This is a genomic window from Halanaerobium salsuginis, from assembly GCF_900114545.1.
GTDB classification, from domain to species: domain Bacteria; phylum Bacillota; class Halanaerobiia; order Halanaerobiales; family Halanaerobiaceae; genus Halanaerobium; species Halanaerobium salsuginis.
In genome coordinates this window covers 18,272-37,138 of the sequence record NZ_FOTI01000002.1, presented here as the reverse complement: position 1 = coordinate 37,138, position 18,867 = coordinate 18,272, and the positions used below count along the sequence as shown (strand labels likewise).

General features: G+C 33.0%; 17 protein-coding genes. 16 read left to right on the top strand and 1 reads right to left on the bottom strand.

What is annotated here, in order from left to right:
* The first annotated feature begins 1 nt into the window (after position 1).
* The 12 genes from BMZ74_RS01135 (at position 2) to BMZ74_RS01080 (ending at position 11,276) form a co-directional block, all read left to right on the top strand.
* Entirely contained in the window at positions 2–472 is a 471-nt protein-coding gene (locus tag BMZ74_RS01135) for a regulatory protein RecX (RefSeq protein ID WP_089858358.1), read from the top strand.
* 132 nt (positions 473–604) lie between these two features.
* Positions 605–2,161 (top strand): ribonuclease Y, encoded by a 1,557-nt coding sequence (gene rny, locus BMZ74_RS01130; protein WP_089858355.1) that lies wholly within the window; start codon positions 605–607, stop codon positions 2,159–2,161.
* Positions 2,162–2,253: 92 nt separating this feature from the next.
* On the top strand, positions 2,254–3,021 hold the full coding sequence (locus BMZ74_RS01125) for a TIGR00282 family metallophosphoesterase (protein WP_089858352.1): 768 nt from the start codon (positions 2,254–2,256) through the stop codon (positions 3,019–3,021).
* A 105-nt stretch (positions 3,022–3,126) separates the two neighbouring features.
* Entirely contained in the window at positions 3,127–3,387 is a 261-nt protein-coding gene (locus BMZ74_RS01120; RefSeq protein ID WP_089858349.1) for a stage V sporulation protein S, read from the top strand.
* Positions 3,388–3,552: 165 nt separating this feature from the next.
* Positions 3,553–4,230, top strand: coding sequence for a response regulator transcription factor (locus tag BMZ74_RS01115; RefSeq protein WP_089858346.1), 678 nt, complete (start codon positions 3,553–3,555; stop codon positions 4,228–4,230).
* Entirely contained in the window at positions 4,230–5,630 is a 1,401-nt protein-coding gene (locus BMZ74_RS01110; RefSeq protein ID WP_089858342.1) for a sensor histidine kinase, read from the top strand. The genes BMZ74_RS01115 and BMZ74_RS01110 overlap by 1 nt, the downstream gene beginning before the upstream one ends.
* A gap of 97 nt (positions 5,631–5,727) precedes the next feature.
* Positions 5,728–6,378 (top strand): MotA/TolQ/ExbB proton channel family protein, encoded by a 651-nt coding sequence (locus tag BMZ74_RS01105; protein WP_089858339.1) that lies wholly within the window; start codon positions 5,728–5,730, stop codon positions 6,376–6,378.
* Positions 6,359–6,763 (top strand): ExbD/TolR family protein, encoded by a 405-nt coding sequence (locus BMZ74_RS01100; RefSeq protein WP_089858336.1) that lies wholly within the window; start codon positions 6,359–6,361, stop codon positions 6,761–6,763. Before BMZ74_RS01105 ends, BMZ74_RS01100 begins: the two co-directional genes overlap by 20 nt.
* A gap of 15 nt (positions 6,764–6,778) precedes the next feature.
* Entirely contained in the window at positions 6,779–7,906 is a 1,128-nt protein-coding gene (locus BMZ74_RS01095; RefSeq protein ID WP_089858332.1) for an energy transducer TonB, read from the top strand.
* 52 nt (positions 7,907–7,958) lie between these two features.
* Positions 7,959–9,908 (top strand): COG1470 family protein, encoded by a 1,950-nt coding sequence (locus BMZ74_RS01090; protein WP_245750774.1) that lies wholly within the window; start codon positions 7,959–7,961, stop codon positions 9,906–9,908.
* 3 nt (positions 9,909–9,911) lie between these two features.
* Entirely contained in the window at positions 9,912–10,661 is a 750-nt protein-coding gene (locus BMZ74_RS01085) for an S-layer homology domain-containing protein (RefSeq protein ID WP_089858326.1), read from the top strand.
* Positions 10,662–10,682: 21 nt separating this feature from the next.
* Positions 10,683–11,276, top strand: a complete 594-nt coding sequence (locus BMZ74_RS01080) for a cell wall hydrolase (protein ID WP_089858323.1) — start codon at positions 10,683–10,685, stop codon at positions 11,274–11,276.
* A 65-nt stretch (positions 11,277–11,341) separates the two neighbouring features.
* On the opposite strand, the gene gyrA is transcribed toward BMZ74_RS01080, so the two are convergent.
* Positions 11,342–13,729, bottom strand: coding sequence for a DNA gyrase subunit A (gene gyrA, locus BMZ74_RS01075; protein ID WP_089858320.1), 2,388 nt, complete (start codon positions 13,727–13,729; stop codon positions 11,342–11,344).
* 140 nt (positions 13,730–13,869) lie between these two features.
* Here gyrA and gyrB point away from each other — a divergent pair, with 140 nt between their 5' ends.
* From gyrB to BMZ74_RS01055, 4 genes are all read left to right on the top strand, one after another.
* The gene (gene gyrB / locus BMZ74_RS01070; RefSeq protein WP_089858317.1) at positions 13,870–15,786 is read left to right on the top strand and encodes a DNA topoisomerase (ATP-hydrolyzing) subunit B; all 1,917 of its coding nucleotides are present in this window, start codon (positions 13,870–13,872) and stop codon (positions 15,784–15,786) included.
* A 72-nt stretch (positions 15,787–15,858) separates the two neighbouring features.
* Positions 15,859–17,130, top strand: coding sequence for a chloride channel protein (locus BMZ74_RS01065; RefSeq protein ID WP_245750773.1), 1,272 nt, complete (start codon positions 15,859–15,861; stop codon positions 17,128–17,130).
* A gap of 85 nt (positions 17,131–17,215) precedes the next feature.
* Positions 17,216–17,380 (top strand): rubredoxin, encoded by a 165-nt coding sequence (gene rd, locus BMZ74_RS01060; RefSeq protein WP_005488503.1) that lies wholly within the window; start codon positions 17,216–17,218, stop codon positions 17,378–17,380.
* Positions 17,381–17,540: 160 nt separating this feature from the next.
* Positions 17,541–18,863 carry a TrkH family potassium uptake protein gene (locus BMZ74_RS01055; RefSeq protein ID WP_089858313.1) on the top strand — a complete coding sequence of 441 codons (1,323 nt, stop codon included), beginning with the start codon at positions 17,541–17,543 and terminating at the stop codon, positions 18,861–18,863.
* Positions 18,864–18,867 lie beyond the last annotated feature (4 nt).

The window sequence follows — 18,867 nt, the reverse complement described above, 5'->3', positions numbered from 1 at the left end:
TATGGCATTAAATGATCAAGGTGATCAAGAAGAATTTTCAAAGGCAAGAAATAAAGCATTTAAACTTCTTAGTTATCGAGAGAGAACTATTAGTGAAATGAAAACTAAGCTGGAAAAAAAAGACTTTTCTCCAGCTGTTATTGAATCTGTTATTGATTATCTTTTAGCAGAAAATTATTTAAATGAAGCAAGGTTTGCCGAAATGTGGATTCGTTCTAGAGTTAAACATCATCCGCGCGGGCGAAGACTTATTTATAAGGAATTGAGTGATAAAGGTCTTGCTAGAGAATTAATTAATCAGGCTCTTAATCAACATTTAAGCAATGAGACAGAAACTGAGATGGCAGTTGAGTTAAAAGATAAATGGCTTAGACGTCGTAAAGAAGAGACTGAATCTAGTTATAAACTAAAAAATTATCTGGCTAGTAAAGGTTTTACAAACAATATTATTTTTAAGGTCACAAAAAAATAGAATGCTGAATAAAAAACCTGCTTTAGCAGGTTTTTCCTTTTTTATCCATAAAATTAAACTTTCTTGACATAGCTAGTTAAAAAAGTTAAAATATTATTAGTAAATGTAAATATAAAAAACTAAAAACTGAATATGGAACAGGAGGTGAATATTATTACTGGAGGTGTATTTTATTTTATAATAGCTTTAGTAATTGGTGCTGTAGCTGGGTATTTAGGTAGAAAGTATATTGCAAAAGCACGTATGCAATCTGCTGAAGAAGAAGCAGAAAAAATACTCAAAGATGCAGAAAGAGATGCTAAAGCAAAGCAAAAAGAAATCACTCTTGAAGCTAAAGAAGAAGCTCATAAAATTCGAGAAGAAGCAAATCGAGAAAGTCAAAAAAGAAGAGATGAGCTCCAGCGATTAGAAAATCGCTTAATGCATAAAGAAGAAAATCTTGATCGTAAGTCTGAAAATCTAGAAAGAAAAGAACAGAGTATTAAAGATCGAGATCGCAATTTAACTGAAGCAGAAGAGAAAATTACTGAACTAAGACAACAGCAGAAAGAAAAATTAGAAACAATTGCTAGTTTTTCTGAAAGTGAAGCAAAAGATTATTTATTAAATAAAGTTGAATCAGAGCTTGATCATGAGTATGCAAAGTTGATTAAAGAAAAAGAATCTCAGGCCAGAGAAGAATCAGAAAAAAGAGCCCGGGAAATTATTTCACTGGCAATTCAAAGATCAGCAGCTGATCATGTAACTGAATCAACAGTTTCAGTAGTTAATCTTCCCAATGATGACATGAAAGGTCGTATCATTGGTCGGGAAGGAAGAAATATTAGAGCTTTGGAGAGTTTAACTGGGATTGATTTAATTATTGATGATACTCCAGAAGCAGTTGTTATTTCTGGATTTGATCCAATTAGAAGAGAGATTGCCAGAATTGCTCTAGAAAAATTAATTATTGATGGTAGAATTCATCCGGCCCGGATTGAAGAAATGGTTGAAAAAGCTAAAAAAGAATTAGATCAACATATAAAAGAGATCGGGGAACAAGCTACCTTTGATACAGGGGTGCATGGTTTAAATGCTGAATTAATTAAGCTTTTAGGAAGGCTTAAATTTAGAACTAGTTATGGCCAAAATGTACTTCAGCATTCAATGGAAGTTTCTTATTTAGCAGGAATAATGGCTGCTGAATTGGGAGCTGATGTTACTCTGGCTCGACGTGGTGGTTTACTACACGATATTGGTAAAGCAATTGATCATGATGTAGAAGGAACTCATGTTGATATTGGAGTTGATACTGCTAGAAAATATGGGGAAAGCGAAAAAGTTCTTCATACTATCGAAGCTCACCATAATGATGTTGAGTTCAAATCAGTTGAAGCGGTTCTTGTTGCAGCTGGGGATGCTATTTCTGCCGCTAGACCTGGTGCTAGAAAAGAAACACTTGAATCTTATATCAAGCGTTTAGAAGAACTTGAAGAAATTGGTGAATCTTTTTCTGGTGTAGAAAAGGCTTATGCTATTCAAGCTGGGAGAGAGATCAGAGTTATTGTTGAACCAGATAAAATCAATGATTTAGAAACTAGTAAGATGGTAAGAGATATTACCAAAAAAATTGAGAAAAATCTCGATTACCCTGGTCAGATAAAAGTTGTAATTATTAGAGAAACCAGAGTTGTCGATTATGCAAAGTAAGTTAATATATTGAAAGTAATGGGCTCCTCTTTGAGGAGCCTTTTCTAAATAGCAAAACTATCTGTAATAAATTTAATTAGGAGAATCTTGAAATGAATATATTATTTATCGGTGATATTGTTGGTCGGGCAGGCCGGCGAGCTGTTCGTGAATATTTACCAGAATTAAAGTCAGAAAAAAATATTGATTTGGTAATTGCAAATGGAGAAAATGCAGCAGGTGGCTTTGGAATAACAGAAAAAGTGGCTGCTGAGCTTTATAGTTATGGTATAGATATTTTGACAATGGGAAATCATACCTGGGACAACAAAGATATATTTAATTTTATTGATCAAGAGAAAAGGTTAATCAGACCACTAAATTATCCTGGAGATCTGCCTGGTAAAGGTTGGACAACTATTAAACATCAGCAAAAAACTATCAGTATTGTAAATTTAATTGGACAGGTTTATCTGGGTAATAATAATTCTCCCTATCACTATTTTGAAAACCTTTATCCAGAAATCAAAGATTCTGATTTAATCATTGTTGATTTTCATGCTGAAGCGACGGGAGAAAAACTTGCTTTTGCGCATGCAGTTGATGGTCAGGTAACAGCTGTTTTAGGAACACATACTCATGTGCAGACAAATGATGCTCAAATCTTACCTGGTGGAACTGCTTATATTACAGATGCTGGTTTGACTGGAGCGGTCCATTCTGTGCTGGGGATGAAAGTAGAAAAAATGGTAGAGAAAATGAAAACATCTCTGCCGGTTAGATATGAAGTAGCAACTGGAGATGTTAAATTAGAGGGAGCAGTAATAAAGATTAGTGAAAACAACAGCTGTCAGAATATTTTAAGTTTACAGCAAAAATAAAATATTATTTCTTTAATAAGCAGGAATTAGCTACTTAAATGAATAATATTATATATATAGATAGCTAATTAATTATTTATCCAATCAAGGAGGTAATTTGCGAAGATGGAAGTATTGAAAGTATCATCTAATTCTAGTCCTAACAAAGTTGCTGGAGCTTTAGCCGGTGTTTTGAGAGAAAAGGGTAATGCAGAATTACAGGCTATTGGTGCTGGTGCTTTAAATCAAGGAGTTAAAGCTGTAGCAATTGCAAGAGGATTTGTAGCTCCTAGTGGAATCGACTTAATATGTATACCTGCTTTTACAGATATAGAAATTGATGGAGAAGAAAGAACAGCTATCAAGTTAATAGTTGAACCGAGATAGTTATGAGCTATTTTTAGTTAAGTTTATTTAATCTGTTTGCCGTTAAGTTTTGGCAGACAGATTTTTTTATTTTAATCATATTTTAACTTGTTTTATAACCCGCTGAGGATATATAATATATATTAGAGTATCTTTTTTTTATTGGTAAAAATTGAGGTGTCTAACATGGCTAGAATTCTTGTTGTAGAAGATGAATATAAAATCAGGAAAATAATAAATTCTTATTTAAAAGAAGATTTCGAAATTATTATGGCTGAAGATGGTCAGCTGGGGTTAAATATTTTTCAGGAAGAAGATTTAGATTTAATTATTTTAGATTTAATGTTACCTAAATTAAGCGGCGAAGAATTATGTCAAAAGATTCGTCAGGTTTCAAACTTACCCATAATTATGCTGACTGCTAAAAGTAGTGAGGAGGCTAAAATTAGTGGCTTTAAATATGGTGCTGATGATTATTTAACCAAACCTTTTAGTCCAAGAGAACTTTTAGTTAGAGTAAAGGCAATTTTGCGAAGAAGCAAAAATAAAAAAAATGCTGCTATAATTAAATTGGAAGAAGGTCAAATTGAAGTTTTTCCAGAAAAAATGTTGGTTAAAAAGCAGGGCCATAATTGCAGCTTAACAACAACTGAGTTTAAAATATTACTTACTTTAATTAATAATTCGGGTCAGGTGCTAAGCAGAAATCAGCTGGCTGATAAAGTCCTGGGTCTGGAATTTAATGGTTTTGACCGGACAATAGATGCTCACATAAAGAATATTCGTAAAAAGCTTGATCTTAAAAAGGATCAATATATAATTACAGTTTATGGGGCAGGTTATAAATTTCAGGGGGATATTTAGTGTCTAAATTAGGGAAAAAATTATTTATTGTTTTTTTACTACTCATTTTCTTTACTCTTGCTTTGGTCGGAATAATAATTAATTATTCTATTGGAGAAAGTTTTAATGATTTTATTAATCTACAACGAGAAGAAAGTATTAATGAACTAAGCTCACTGTTGAGTGAAAGACTGCCAGATATTAGCCAGGTTAGCTTAAATCAAATTTTAACTAATTTTAGCCGTACAAATAGAATTCAGATTGTACTGCTAAATCAAGCTGGCAATATTATTTATCCTGCTAATTCTATGCGGAGAATGCATTCTATGATGGGCAATGGCAATATGGGAATGATGCCTGAAGATAATTTTTCAGATGAATTACAGTTAAAACAGCAGCTTAATTATGACTTATTTGCTAAAAAAGAGATTATTATTCAAGGAGAACCGGTGGCCACTATTTTATGGCAGAAGTTTGCTTCTCCGGCTGGTTTAAATAATGATCTTTATAGTTATTTTAAGAATAAGGTATATCAGGCAATACTTTTTAGTGCTTTGATAGTAATTGTTTTATTTTTAATTATAGCTTTTTTCTTATCAAAAAGAATAACTAAGCCTTTACTAAATCTCAAAAATGCTGTTTTAAAAGTAGCTGCAGGTGATTATCAACAAAAGTTGACTGCTAACAGTAATGATGAACTAGCAGAATTAATTACTGCTTTTAATCAGATGACAACTAAATTAGCAAATCTGGAAAAAATAAGAAAAGACTCAACCTCTGATTTATCACATGAATTAAGGACTCCAGTAACAACTTTACTTGGTTATTTAGAGGCTCTAGAAGATCAAAAGATTACGTTAAATAGTCAAACTATAGTTGAAATGAAAGAAGAAATTAATCGTATGAATCATTTAATTAAGCAGATGAAGAATTTTGCTGATGCGCAAAATAGAACTTTTAATTTAAAAAAAGAAAAAGTTAATCTAAATAAAATTTTAGAAAATGTTGCTGTTAAATTAGATAAAGAAATTAAAGCTAAAAATTTACAGATTAAATTTGATCTAGCAGCAGATGCGTTTACTTTAGCTGATCAAGATAGTATCTATCAAATTTTTTATAATATTATTCAGAATGCTGTTAAATATAATGAATTTTCAGGTGAAATAAAGCTCAAAACTATGGTCAGAACAGATATAATAGTTGTAGAAATTAAAGATACAGGTATTGGAATACCTGAGTCAGAAATGCCTTTTATTTTTGAAAGATTTTATCGTGCTGATAAATCAAGGAATTCTAAAAATAAAGGAACTGGAATTGGTTTAGCAGTTGCTAAAGAACTTTTAATGGCTCATGGGGCTAAAATTGAGGTAAAAAGCAGGCAAAAAGGAACAGCTTTTCGACTTGAGATTCCCCGTAAATAGTAGTAAGAATAAAGGAATATCAGTTTTTATATAGAAATTAATATATTAATAGGCAGCATATAATTCTTAAATTAATAAGACTTAAGGAGTGATTTGATTGGATTTAACTCGTATTTGGAATTTATTAACTTTAGGTGGACCGATGACTATTCCACTTTTGATAGCTTCTGTGTTTAGTTTGGCTGTAATTATTGAAAAAGCTATCTTTTTTTTCAAAAATAATGACAACAATTTTAGGTTGATTAAAAGAATAGAAATTTTAGTTGAAGAAGGAGATATTTTAGGTGCTTTAAATGAATTAAAAGGCAATAAAAGTACTAATGCAAAATTATTATCTACTGCTTTAGCTCATAATAGCGAAGATTCTGCTCGTCTGCGGGAAGTTTTACAGGCTGTTGGAGAAGATGAAATAAAAAAAATGGAAAGGCATCTCCCGATTTTAGATGTGGTTGCTATGATTTCTCCTTTGCTTGGTTTATTAGGAACTGTAATGGGCATTATTAGCAGTTTTAATATTTTAGGTACCGCTGCGGGGGCAGCTAATCCAGCACAAATTAGTTCTGGAATTGCTGCTGCTTTGATAAGTACAGCTCTGGGATTAATTATTGCGATTCCAACTGCTATTTTTTACTCCTATTTTGCTCATAAAGTTGAAAAGCGAGCTCATCATATGAATCTGAGCATGGTAGAAATTGTTGATGTTGTAAGCTCAAATAGAGGTGAACAAGATGTTCAAAACTTCTCTTAAGAAAAAAACATCGATTAATATAATTCCAATGATTGATGTGATTTTTTTCTTATTGGTATTTTTTATGCTCTTTACAACTTTTAAAACTACTCCTCAGGGAATTGATATGCAGCTTCCCAAAGCTGTTACAGCAACTGAACAACAGCACGTTAATTTTGTTGTCGAGATAGATGAACAGGGTAATTATTATTATAATGAGCAGCAGCTTAATTTAAGTCAGATTATTTCTGAAGCTGAGATAGAACAGCAGGAAAATACTAATTTAACTATCATAATTAGCGCAGATAAAGATACTAGATATGAAAATGTAGTATCATTAATGGATGGCATGAGAAACTCCGGTATTACCAGGCTGGCTCTGGCTGCTGATAAAGAAGGTAGTTGATAGGATGGTGAATTTATGCCAAATAATAATGATAAGAATAATTTATTTCTCTATATAGTTTTATCGATTATTTTTCATTTTGTACTGCTTTACTTTCTGCCTTTCGGTTTTTTAAATGGTAATGTTAAAAGTGAAAGTAATTTAAATGATTATGGATATGTACAGATGGTTGAATATCAGCCAGCTCCTCTGCAAAATAAAGTAGTCGAAGAAGAAGCTGAATTAACAGAAGATCCAGTTAAAGAAGAAATAGTTGAGTCTGATGATAAAATTGATCAAAATGATCAAGAAAAATCAGAACAAGAAGTTGAACAGCCTGAAAAAGAAACTGAGCTAGATGAAATAGTAGAGGAAACTGAAAATAAACCAGTACAAGAACAAATTGAGTCTGCTCAGGTAGACAATGATAAGACTATTGAAGCCGAAAAAACAGATCAAGCAATTGATAATCAATCAGAATTAACTGAGGCTGATCAACATTCAGCAGATAATTCAACGCCAGAACCAGCTGAAACTGCAGAACAAGAAGAATTAAATGAAAAACCAGCTATTGATACTCAAACAGCTGAAAATCCTGAACCAGAACAGGAAGTTATCAGTAGTGAAAATAGCGAAAGTGAGGTTGAAGTGGTTCAAGAAGATCAGGCAGCTCAGACAAGTGAGCAGTCAAATCAAGCTCAAGATCAGGCTGTAGAGGAATCAGCAAATAATGAGCAGCAAAAATCAGCAGATAGTCAAGTTGAACCTGTACCGGAAAATGAACAGCTAGCTGTTGAAGATAAAACTGAAACTAAATCAAAACCTAAACCACCTCCACCACCTACTTCTGGTGATTTGATTAGTACAATCGCAACTCCAACTTTCCCAAAAGATTTAGTTGGAACAAGAGCTGAAGGAACAGTTGAACTTTCGGTTCAGATATCTGTTCAGGGAGAAGTAGCTGGAATTGAAGTCTTAAAATCTTCTGGTTTTGATTCAATGGACAGAGTTGCTCAGATAACTCTAGAAAGAGGCTGGGAATTTAAAAAATACCAAAAGCCATATCGAATAGCAGTTCAGGTTCATTATTTTGTTGATGATTCTGATAATACTCAGGTTGAGGTAGAAGTTGGTCAGGTAGAATTTATTAATGGAGGTGAGTAGGCAGCCTATGTATTTTAGTAAAAGAATTATATTTTGTTTATTCGGTCTTTTTATGTTTTTGGCATTGGTTTCAGTGCAGGCCACAGCAGCAGATGATTTCTTTCAGAATGTTGATGAATATAACAATTTGCGCTATGGTAATCAATATATAATGATAGTTATTAATCAAAATGATAACGCTCAAGGAAGATTTGCAGTTGAAACTACCGGTGGGGCCCCTGCTAGAGAGAATGATGATGATAAGCCTTTGATTTATGGTAGGCCTAATCCCTGGACATCTTATACTTCACTCTGGATTAATAATGAAAAGTATGTCTTTGGTGGTAAGACTGAACGTCGAGCAGGTAAAGGGGCCAAATATGGGGAAGTAATAAAGCCCCCAACAGTTGAAGATGGTAATGTAATAACAACTACTAAATTTGGTGATGTAGTAGTTGAACAGATTTTGACAATTGTAAAAAGTTCAACAACTGGGCTGGCTGATAGTGCTCAGATTAAATATAGAATTACTAATAATGGTTCAGAATCAGAAAAAGTTGGGCTTAGAATTATGCTTGATACTATGCTGGGAGAAAATGATGGAGCACCATTTAGACTAGGTGAAGATACAATTGATTCTGATAAACTCTATTATGACAAACAGCTTGATGATTTCTGGCAGGCTTTTGACAGTATTTCTGATCCGCAAGTGACTTCTCAGGGTTCATTTATTGGACCTGATGTTACTATTCCTGACCGAGTTTATTTTTCTGATTGGGGTAGTCTAGCCGATGGAGTTTGGGATTTTGATTTTAATCCAGGTCAAGATTTTATTCGTAAGGGAGAGTATGAAACAGACAGTGCAGTTGCGATGTACTGGGTACCTGAAATAATTGATGCTGGTGCAACTAAAACTTATGTAACTAAATACGGCCTTGGTGGGATTACTATTGTACCAGGGATTTTATCTCTGGGAGTAACATCAGCTGCTGAAGTTACACTTGATCAAAATAATAATAGTTTTCCAGTGGTTGCTTATTTAGAAAACACTTCTGAGATTAGAGCCAATGATGTTAGTATTAAGCTTGATCTACCAGCTGGATTTACAGCAGATCAGTCAGTTAAAAATATTGGCAATATGGAGTCAGGCGGTATTTCTCAATTAACCTGGAATGTTCGACCACTTGACCTAGATAATCTGCCGGCAGAAATAACTTATCGAGTTACAGCAGATGCAACAAATACTGACTCTAATCAAGTAGAAAGAAAGGTTAAGTTTTTAGGGCCACCTGTTCTAGATGCTGATATTAGTTTAATGGAAAAAGTCGAATCAGTTGCTGGTAAATTAGAACCGAATCCTTTTAGAGTACAGGCAGAGATTAGTAATCTTGGTGAAAGTGCTCTTTATGGTGTGGAGTCCGAATTGATTTTTCCACCAGGATTGGTTCCAGCAGAAAGTGAAAAACCACTTAAAAATCTCGGCAATTTACAATCGGGTGAATCCTTAAAAGTAAATTGGTCAATTAAAGCTTTACGAGTTGAAGGAACATTACCTTTTGCTTTGAAAGTTAGTGGATTGAATGGATTTGAGAAAACAATAGTTAAAGAAATTGAATTACCTCAATTAAATCCTTTAATTTATCTTAAAGAAACTACAGGGAAAGTAGATGCTGATTATTATTCAATTGATATAGTTGCTGCTAATATTGGTCAAGCTGATAATATTAGTTTTGACCTTAATTATAATGCGGATAAACTATTATTAACTCATGTTTCGCGAGGAGATTTCTTTGTTAGAAACGGTAAATTTCTGCCCTTTAATAGACCGCAGCGGGCAGCAAGAGGAAACTTGCATTTTAATCAGGATTTCCCATTTGCTACTTCGAATGGAATAATTGCCACAGTTCATTTTAAATTAAAGGATCCAGAACATGGTAAATTAAGTATTAGTGATTTAAAAGCAGTTAATGAGTTAGGAAATGAGATTAAAATTAAAATTAAAAATATTTCTGAGGAGGAATAATTAATGTCGATTGCAAAAAAAGTTTTAATGATTACTTTATTATTATCAATGGTGTTTACATTTTCTGTATCAGCTCAAGAGTTTAGTGATGTTCCAAGGGATCACTGGGCCTATGATAGTGTGCATAAATTAGCTGAAAGAGGATATTTAAGCCTTTATGCAGGTGAAGATTTTAATGGTGATCAAGCTGTTACTAGATATGAAATGGCAGAAGTTATTGCTAATCTGCTTGACAATATGACAACTAATAATCAGGATTTGTCTGAAGACGATGTTGATACAATCCGTGAATTATCATTAGAATTTAGAGATGAGTTAGTTGATGTTGTTCAACGTCAGAAAAAATTTGAAGATCGTCTTAAAGAAGTTGAAGATCAGAACCAGATTCAGGATGAAGATATTTCTGATGTTAATGTAAGAGTTGCTGAATTACAGGAAGAAGTGCAATCTCTTTCCGACCATATTGATAATTTAGCCCAACTTAACAGTGATGTAACTAATATTAATCAGCGGTTAAGTTCTCTGGAATCTCAGCTAGAACAACTTAAGACAGAAGGATTATCAGGTCAAAAAATGCAAGAATTAGAAGATAACCAGAGTATTAATATGACTAAAATTCAGGAATTAGAAAATAGAATTAAAGAGTTAGAAGCTGAAAAATCAGCTAAAAATGATCAAATTGAAAGTGAAAAAAATTCTATTAAACCAGGTTATGTAATTGGAGCTCTAGCTATTCTTGCTTTAATCCTGTAATAATTTTAAGGGGAGTTTTTAATGCAGAAATCACTAATAAATAAAACTATAATTAGCCTGGCTTTTATTCTAGCTATTAATAGTATTTTACTGCCCGTTATTCTACCTGGTCAGCAGGTAAAAGCTGCTAGTTCGATCAGTAAAGATGATCTATATACCGGACTTGGTTTAATGTTTCTTTTAATTGTTTTAGCAGGGGATAAAGACAAAACAAAAGCCAGAGTTAACCGGGAAGACTTTTATGATCAAAACAATTTTTCAGCGGCAGAAATTGAAGTTTTAGCTAAAATAATTAATGCTGAAGCCAGAGGTGAAAGTTATCAAGGTAAGGTAGCAGTTGGAGCAGTAATCATGAATAGAGTTTATGATCCTGCTTTTCCTAATACCATCAGGGGAGTTGTTTATCAAAAGGGTCAATTTAAACCAGTTGAAAATGGGTCAATTAATTTAAGTGCAAATAGTGATTCTTTTAAAGCAGCTTATGATGCTATAAATGGAATTGATCCAACTCATGGCTGTTTATATTTCTATAATCCTACTATCTCTGAAAATCCCCAATTTTTTGCTAAACGAACCAGAGTAATTAGAATTGGCAACCATGTTTTTTTGAAATAGTAAATTAAATAATAATTAGAAAAAAGGGGCCGTCTCAAGCTGAGATGCCCCTTTTTTTATTTAAATTAATCAGTTTTAACAGAGATTATTTTATTAACTGAAGTTATTTTTTCGAAATCAAAATCTTTAGTTATTTGATACATATTACCACCTGGAGTAGTTTCAGGGATTTTGCTAATTGAAATTGGATAAATTTCTCCATTTTTAGCAGTTAATAATATTTCAGCTCCAGCTGAGCAGCTAACAGCCCCAGCAAGCCGATAATTTTGATTAGAAAAAATTCTAATTCCTTTACCATTTCTCTGTTGAGAGTTAAATGCAGCCAGATTAATTTTATTTGCCCGCCCATCTTCTGTAACTGAAACTAGATATGAATTGGCTTCATATTTATCAAAATAAACTAGCTGATCTGAATCAGTGAGATTGATAGCTCTACTTCCTTGAGTATTTCTACCTGTACTTGAAAAGCTGCTGCCTCCAAAACGGATTAAATAGCCATTTTTGCTAACAACTATTACTTCTTGTTCTTGATCAGTTTTGATTACTTTAATTAATTTATCTTGATCTGCTAATTTAATAGCTCTAATATGGCTGTAATTACTGCGATATTCTTCAGCTGCAGTTCTTTTTATTTGGCCAGATTTAGTTACAAAAGTATAATAAAAATCTGTTTGCTTATTTTTACTTAAAATATTAAGTGAAACTACATTTTCTTTTAAAGGTATTTGCAGATATTTATTTAAGTTATCACCAGTTGCTAGACCATGATGCTCTTCTAGATCATGAACTTGTAGATTATATACTTCACCTTGATCTGTAAAGAAGAGCAGCTGATCTAAAGATGATCCCTGAACTGCATCTATTAAATAATCATTTTTAGCTGCTTTTAGATTATTAAAATCTTCACTTCGCTTAATTATACTTCGATAGGAAAGAGAAATAGCAGCTGATTTTTCTTTAATTAAATCATCTTTACTAATCTCTGCTTTAGTATCATCAGCAATAATTTCTGTTCTTCTTGGATCAGCAAATTTTGCTTTGATTTCTTTTAATTCATTCCTCAAAACAGAATTCAATTCAGCAGTTTCAGCTAATATTTTTTTATAATTAGATATTTTTTTAGCTAAATCTACTTTATCTGCTTCTAATTTATCCATTTCCATACCCACCAGACGCTGCAGCTGCATTTCTAGAATTGACTGAGCCTGTTTTTCACTGATTTCTAACTGTTCAACTAGCTTAGCTTTAGCTTCAGCTTTTTCTTTTGAACTGCGAATAATCTGAATTACCAGATCAAGTTTATCAATAGCAACTTTTAACCCTTCAAGAATTTCAAATCTGTTTTCAGCCTTATTTAAGTCATAACGAGTGTGTTTGCGAATGATTTCTTTTCTAAAATTGAGAAAATGCTGCAGAATTTCTAGTAATCCCATAACTACAGGCTTTTTATCATTAAGTGCCAATAAATTGATTCTAAAACTACTCTGCATTGAAGTATATTTATACAATCTATTTAAAGTTAATTCGGGATCACCATTGCTTTTTAATTCAATTACAATTCTAATTCCCTGTTTATCAGATTCATCTCGCAAATCTGCTACAGAATTTATCTTACCTTTATTAACTAGATCTGCTATTTCTTCAATTAATTTTGATTTATTAAGCTGATAAGGAATTTCTGTGATAATAATATTTTGATGCCGACCGGATTTCTCTAATTTTGATTTTGCTCTTAAAATTATTTTACCCTTACCAGTTTGATAAGCAGATTTAATGCCATCATTGCCAACAATAGTTGCTCCAGTTGGAAAATCAGGGCCAGGTAGATAATTTTTAATAATTGTTTCCAGTCTGGCATTAGGATAATCCAGAAGATGAAGCAAAGCATCGACTACCTCGCCAAGATTGTGAGGGGGAATAGAAGTACTCATTCCGACAGCAATTCCATTGGAACCATTAACTAGTAAATTAGGAATTTTAGCCGGTAAAACTTCCGGTTCCTGGAGACTTCCATCAAAATTATCTACAAATTCTACTGTTTCCTGATCAATATTACTTAAAAGAGATTCAGCTATTTCTGTAAGTTTAGTTTCTGTATACCGCATAGCAGCAGCACTGTCACCATCTATTGAACCAAAATTACCATGACCATCAATAAGCTGATAGCGCTGATTAAAATCCTGGGCCATCCTGACTAAAGCATCGTAAACAGCAGAATCACCATGAGGATGAAATTTACCTAATACTTCACCAACTAGTCGAGCAGATTTTTTATGAGGTTTTTCGTGAGTTAAGCCAAGTTCTTTAGCGGCATATAGAATCCTCCTGTGAACAGGTTTTAAACCATCTCTTACATCTGGTAGAGCTCTACCTATAATTACACTAAGTGAATAACTTAAATAAGCATCTTTCATTTTATCTTCAATTGCAATTGGATAAATTTCTTCTTCCATTATCTTACTCCTCTCAAAAAACATATTATTGCTTATTTATAATATCATTCTCAGAATAGATTATGCAAATTTAAAGCTTAAAAATACTGGCATTATAGCTATTGCTCTGTTATAATTATGAAATGAAGGATGTGAGATTTATGGATAACCTTTTTAATAAGACTGATTATAATGCAAATAAAATTCAGGTTTTAAAGGGTCTGGAAGCAGTCCGCAAAAGACCAGGTATGTATATTGGAAGTACTGGAATTAGAGGTTTACATCATCTAGTCTGGGAAGTGGTAGATAACAGTATAGATGAGTTCCTGGCTGGCAATGGCAGTCAGATAAATGTGACAATTCACGAAAATAATGAAATAACTGTAGAAGATTTTGGAAGAGGAATTCCGGCTGACATTCATGCTGAAACAGGTTTACCGGCAGTTCAAGTTGTTTTAACAACTCTTCATGCTGGTGGTAAATTCGACAATAATAGTTATAAAGTTTCTGGTGGTCTGCATGGAGTTGGTGTTTCTGTTGTTAATGCTCTTTCTGAAAAATTAACGATTACAACACACTGGCAGGGAAATAAATATCAGCAGCATTTTAGTCGGGGAGTTGCTGTTGATAAATTAAAAAAAATTGGTAAAACTGATCGAACAGGTACAGTTATTCGTTTCAAACCAGATGCAGATATTTTTACTGTAGTAGAATTTAAATACGAAAATTTGGCACACCGCCTACAGGAATCTGCTTATTTAAATAAAGAGCTCACACTGACTTTGGCAGATGAACGAGGTTCAGAAATAAAATCAGATGAATTTCAGTATGATGGGGGAATTAAAGCTTTTGTTGAATATTTAAATAAAGATCGGACTACAATTAATAATGAAATTGTTTACTTTGAATCACAACCAGATGATTATGAAATAGAGATTGCTCTGCAGTATAATGATGGCTATAATGAAAGAATTTATTCATATGCAAATAATATCAACACTATAGATGGAGGTTATCATTTAACTGGCTTTAAAACAGCTTTGACTAGAACAATTAATAGTTTTGCGAAAAATAATAATCAGCTGCCTGCTAAAATTTCATCTTTAAGTGGTAAAGATGTTAGAGAGGGATTAACAGCAGTTATTAATGTAAAATTACCTGATCCACAATTTGAGGGTCAAACTAAAACTAAATTGGGTAATAGTGAAATTAGAAGTATCGTTGAAACAGAAGTTTATCAGTATTTGAGCCTTTACTTCGATACCAATCCTGAAGTTGCCAAAGGTATTATTGATAAAGCAGTTCAGGCAGTACGAGCTAGAAAAGCTTCTAAAAAAGCAAGAGAACTGACCAAACGTAAAAGTGCGCTAAGTTCTAACTCTTTGCCAGGCAAATTAGCTGACTGCAGCAGTAAAAAGGCTGAAAATAGCGAATTGTTTATTGTAGAGGGTGATTCAGCTGGTGGTTCGGCTAAGCAGGGCAGAGAGCGCAAATTTCAGGCTATACTGCCTCTCAAAGGGAAAATATTAAATGTAGAACGGGCTCGTCTTGATAAAATTTTAAATAACAATGAAGTTGCTTCGATTATAACTGCTCTGGGAGCAGGTATTGGTGAAGATTTTGATCTTAAACGACTGCGCTACCATAAAATTATTATTATGACAGATGCTGATGTAGATGGAGCCCATATTGCTACTTTAATTTTGACTCTTTTTTATCGTTATATGCCTGAACTAATTGAGCATGGACATATCTATCTTGCTCAGCCACCACTTTATAAAGTCAGCTGGCGTAAACAGAGTCAGTATTTATACAGTGATCAGGAATTATTTGATTATAGAAGGCAGAATGAAAATAGCAATTTTTCTCTGCAGAGATATAAAGGGCTAGGAGAAATGAATCCTGAACAACTCTGGCAGACAACAATGGATCCAGCTAACCGGGTACTACAGAAAGTAGAAATTGATGATGATTTCGAAGCTGATGATATTTTCACTCGTTTAATGGGCTCTAATGCATCTTTACGGAAAGAGTTCATTTTTAATAATGCTGAACTTGCTAAAACTATTGATGTTTAAGCTTTTTAATTAATATTTGGAATTCAAATTAAACGAAAGCTTTACTTTTAACAGCCAGGTGGTGGAGAAAGATTGCTGGGTAAATTAAATTATAATAATCGTTATTTTAAATTAATAATTGCTTTAATTTTAGGGCTGCTGGTAGGTATGATTGCACTGCTTTATAATAATTTTTTGAATTTTATTACCTCTCTATTGCTTAAAATAGATTTAAACTCTTCTGCTGGACTGCGTACAGGTTTTATTTTTCTACCTGCTTTAGGAGGTTTATTAGTTGGAATAGTAATTAAATATGGTAGTTTATCTGCTAAAGGCCATGGTATACCTGCTATTTTAGCTTCCATAGAGAGTAAAGAACGTCATTTAAGTTATCGTGATCTTTTAACGGAAGGATTTGCTTCTGCAATCACTATTGCTACAGGTGGTTCAGCAGGTAGAATTGGACCTATTATTGAAATAGGTTCTGGTCTGGGGGATTTAATTGGTTATCAGCTTGACCTGAAACTATTTGATTATCAGACTATGCTTGGTTGTGGTGCTGCAGCAGGTATTGCTGGGCTTTTTCATGCACCACTGGCCGGAATTATGTTTGTAACTGAAGTTTTATTTAAGCAGTTAGAGAAGGATCGTTTAATTATGGTTACAATTAGTGCAGTGGCAGCTGATATGATAATTAGGCTAAGTGGCAGAGATCTTTTTTTGGCCAATTTAAATTTAAATCAGCCGGGAAATGCTGTTAATTTTTTGCTGGCTATTATCATTGGAATAGTTGCAGCTGGACTAGGAATTATCTTTATTTATAGCTTGAAATTTATGGAAAAAAAGATCAATGACTATCAAAAAATAAATTCTATTTTAAAACCTGCTCTGGGAGGATTAATTGTTGGGCTTATTGCTTTTAAGCTTCCACAGGTGCTTGGTTCTGGCAACCGTATTATTCTTGATTTATTTAATTCTAAGAGCTATAATCTTTATTTTCTATTTGTTATCTTATTTTTTAAGCTTGTAGCGACAGTATTTACGCTTGCTTCAGGTGGATCAGGCGGTATTTTTTCGCCTGCTTTATTAATGGGTAGTCTGACCGGGCTCTTAGTTAATCAAATTTTTATTATAATTTTTCCTACAGCAGCTAATTCAGCTATTTTAGCAGCTTTAATTGGAATGGCTGCTGTTTTAAGTGCTGTTATTAGAGCACCCTTAACTGCTAGTTTTGTTATTTTAGAATTTACTCATAATTATAGTTTAATTATTCCTCTTTTAATAGCGTCCTTGATAGCTGAACAAGTTGCTAATTCGAGTGGAATTAAATCAGTTTATTCTCCAACTTATTTCAAGCGTATCTAGTTGGATAAAACTTGACATGATTGATAAATTTGTTCTATAATTAAAGAAACATATTATTATTTTAATAAGGATGGTGAAATTTAGTATGCAAAAATATCAGTGCACAGTTTGTATGTACATTTATGATCCTGAAGAAGGAGATCCTGTAGGTGGAATCGAACCTGGAACTTCTTTTGAAGACTTACCAGATGACTGGACATGTCCAGAATGTGGTGTAGGCAAAGATATGTTTGAACCTTATGATGGCTAAGAATTACTTAAGATTTAATTAGTTACTTAAGATTTATATACTTTTAAGAGCTGGGGTAGTTACCCCAGTTTTTATTTTACTTTTAAGATTAGTTATAGTATAATTAGCTCGAATATATGTCCGATTTTAACTAAATGTTTATTCTAGGAGCTGAGTCAGTATGAAATTTAAAATGAAAAATCTTACCCCGGCTCAATACTTAGTAAGCGGCTATTTTGTAATTATTATGATTGGCTCAATCCTTTTAATGCTGCCAATAGCTACTAATGATGGTCAGGGATTGGGAATTATTGATGCTGTTTTCACAGCAACTTCTGCCACTTGTGTGACAGGTCTAATTGTAGTAAATACAAAAGAAGCTTTTACAATTTTTGGTTCAACAGTAATTATGCTTTTAATTCAAATTGGCGGACTGGGAATAATGTCAATGTCAACTTTATTTGCCTTTGTAATTGGGAAAAAAATAAGCCTTAAAGAACGGTTAATTATTCAAGAAGATTTAAACCAGTATCAAATTTCAGGAATGGTTAGACTAGTTCAATACCTACTTGGCTTTACTTTTACTATAGAAGGAACAGCGGCAGCAATTTTATTTCTGCGTTTGAGCCAGGATTATAGTTTCTGGAAAGCAGTTTATCTGTCTATTTTTCATTCAGTTTCAGCTTTTAATAACGCTGGTTTCGATCTCTTTGGTAATAGTTTAGAAAATTTTGCTGGAGATATAACTATTAACTTTGTGATTATGGCTTTAATTATTCTGGGTGGAATTGGCTTTGGAGTTATGTTGGAAGTTTATAATCGAGTCAAATTTAAAAAGACAACTCTGCAGACAAAAATTGTAGTAATTATTACTTTAATCATGCTCTTAGTTGGTTTTATTTTGATGTTTGGCTTAGAATATAACAATACTATGCGAGGTTTACCACTGCTTGATAAAATTCTTTCAGCTATGTTTTTATCAGTAACTCCCCGGACAGCTGGCTTTAATACATTACCTACTGGACAGCTGCGGCAGTCATCATTATTTTTAATTATTGTTTTAATGTTTATTGGAGCTTCTCCAGGATCAACTGGTGGGGGGATTAAGACAACTACTTTTGGTGTAATGATGGTTACATTAAAGAATATGGTTACAGGTAAAGAAGATATGGAAGTCTATAATAGACGTTTTGAAAAACAAATTATCTATAAAGCTTTTACAATTACTATGCTTTCAGCGGGATTAGTAGTACTTGTCACAACTTTACTGCTAATTATTGAAGATTTTAGTTTCTTAGATGTTTTATTTGAAACTGTATCTGCCTTTGGAACAGTAGGTCTTTCTACAGGTATTACTGGCCATTTATCTGATCTTAGTAGAGTTTTAATTACTATTACTATGTTTGCTGGTCGAGTTGGCCCCTTAACTTTAGCAGTAGCAATTGGAGAAAAGCAGCGCAAAGGAACCTATCATTATCCAACGGAAAAGGTTATGGTTGGTTAGGAGG

Excerpts from the sequence above, each read along its gene's own strand:
- BMZ74_RS01095 (WP_089858332.1), top strand. The coding sequence starts at position 6,779 with ATGCCAAATAATAATGATAAGAATAATTTATTTCTCTATATAGTTTTA.
- BMZ74_RS01125 (WP_089858352.1), top strand. The coding sequence starts at position 2,254 with ATGAATATATTATTTATCGGTGATATTGTTGGTCGGGCAGGCCGGCGA.
- gyrA (WP_089858320.1), bottom strand. The coding sequence starts at position 13,729 with ATGGAAGAAGAAATTTATCCAATTGCAATTGAAGATAAAATGAAAGAT.
- BMZ74_RS01090 (WP_245750774.1), top strand. The coding sequence starts at position 7,959 with ATGTTTTTGGCATTGGTTTCAGTGCAGGCCACAGCAGCAGATGATTTC.
- gyrB (WP_089858317.1), top strand. The coding sequence starts at position 13,870 with ATGGATAACCTTTTTAATAAGACTGATTATAATGCAAATAAAATTCAG.
- BMZ74_RS01135 (WP_089858358.1), top strand. The coding sequence starts at position 2 with ATGGCATTAAATGATCAAGGTGATCAAGAAGAATTTTCAAAGGCAAGA.
- BMZ74_RS01115 (WP_089858346.1), top strand. The coding sequence starts at position 3,553 with ATGGCTAGAATTCTTGTTGTAGAAGATGAATATAAAATCAGGAAAATA.
- rny (WP_089858355.1), top strand. The coding sequence starts at position 605 with ATGGAACAGGAGGTGAATATTATTACTGGAGGTGTATTTTATTTTATA.
- BMZ74_RS01085 (WP_089858326.1), top strand. The coding sequence starts at position 9,912 with ATGTCGATTGCAAAAAAAGTTTTAATGATTACTTTATTATTATCAATG.
- BMZ74_RS01080 (WP_089858323.1), top strand. The coding sequence starts at position 10,683 with ATGCAGAAATCACTAATAAATAAAACTATAATTAGCCTGGCTTTTATT.
- rd (WP_005488503.1), top strand. The coding sequence starts at position 17,216 with ATGCAAAAATATCAGTGCACAGTTTGTATGTACATTTATGATCCTGAA.
- BMZ74_RS01055 (WP_089858313.1), top strand. The coding sequence starts at position 17,541 with ATGAAATTTAAAATGAAAAATCTTACCCCGGCTCAATACTTAGTAAGC.
- BMZ74_RS01100 (WP_089858336.1), top strand. The coding sequence starts at position 6,359 with ATGTTCAAAACTTCTCTTAAGAAAAAAACATCGATTAATATAATTCCA.
- BMZ74_RS01120 (WP_089858349.1), top strand. The coding sequence starts at position 3,127 with ATGGAAGTATTGAAAGTATCATCTAATTCTAGTCCTAACAAAGTTGCT.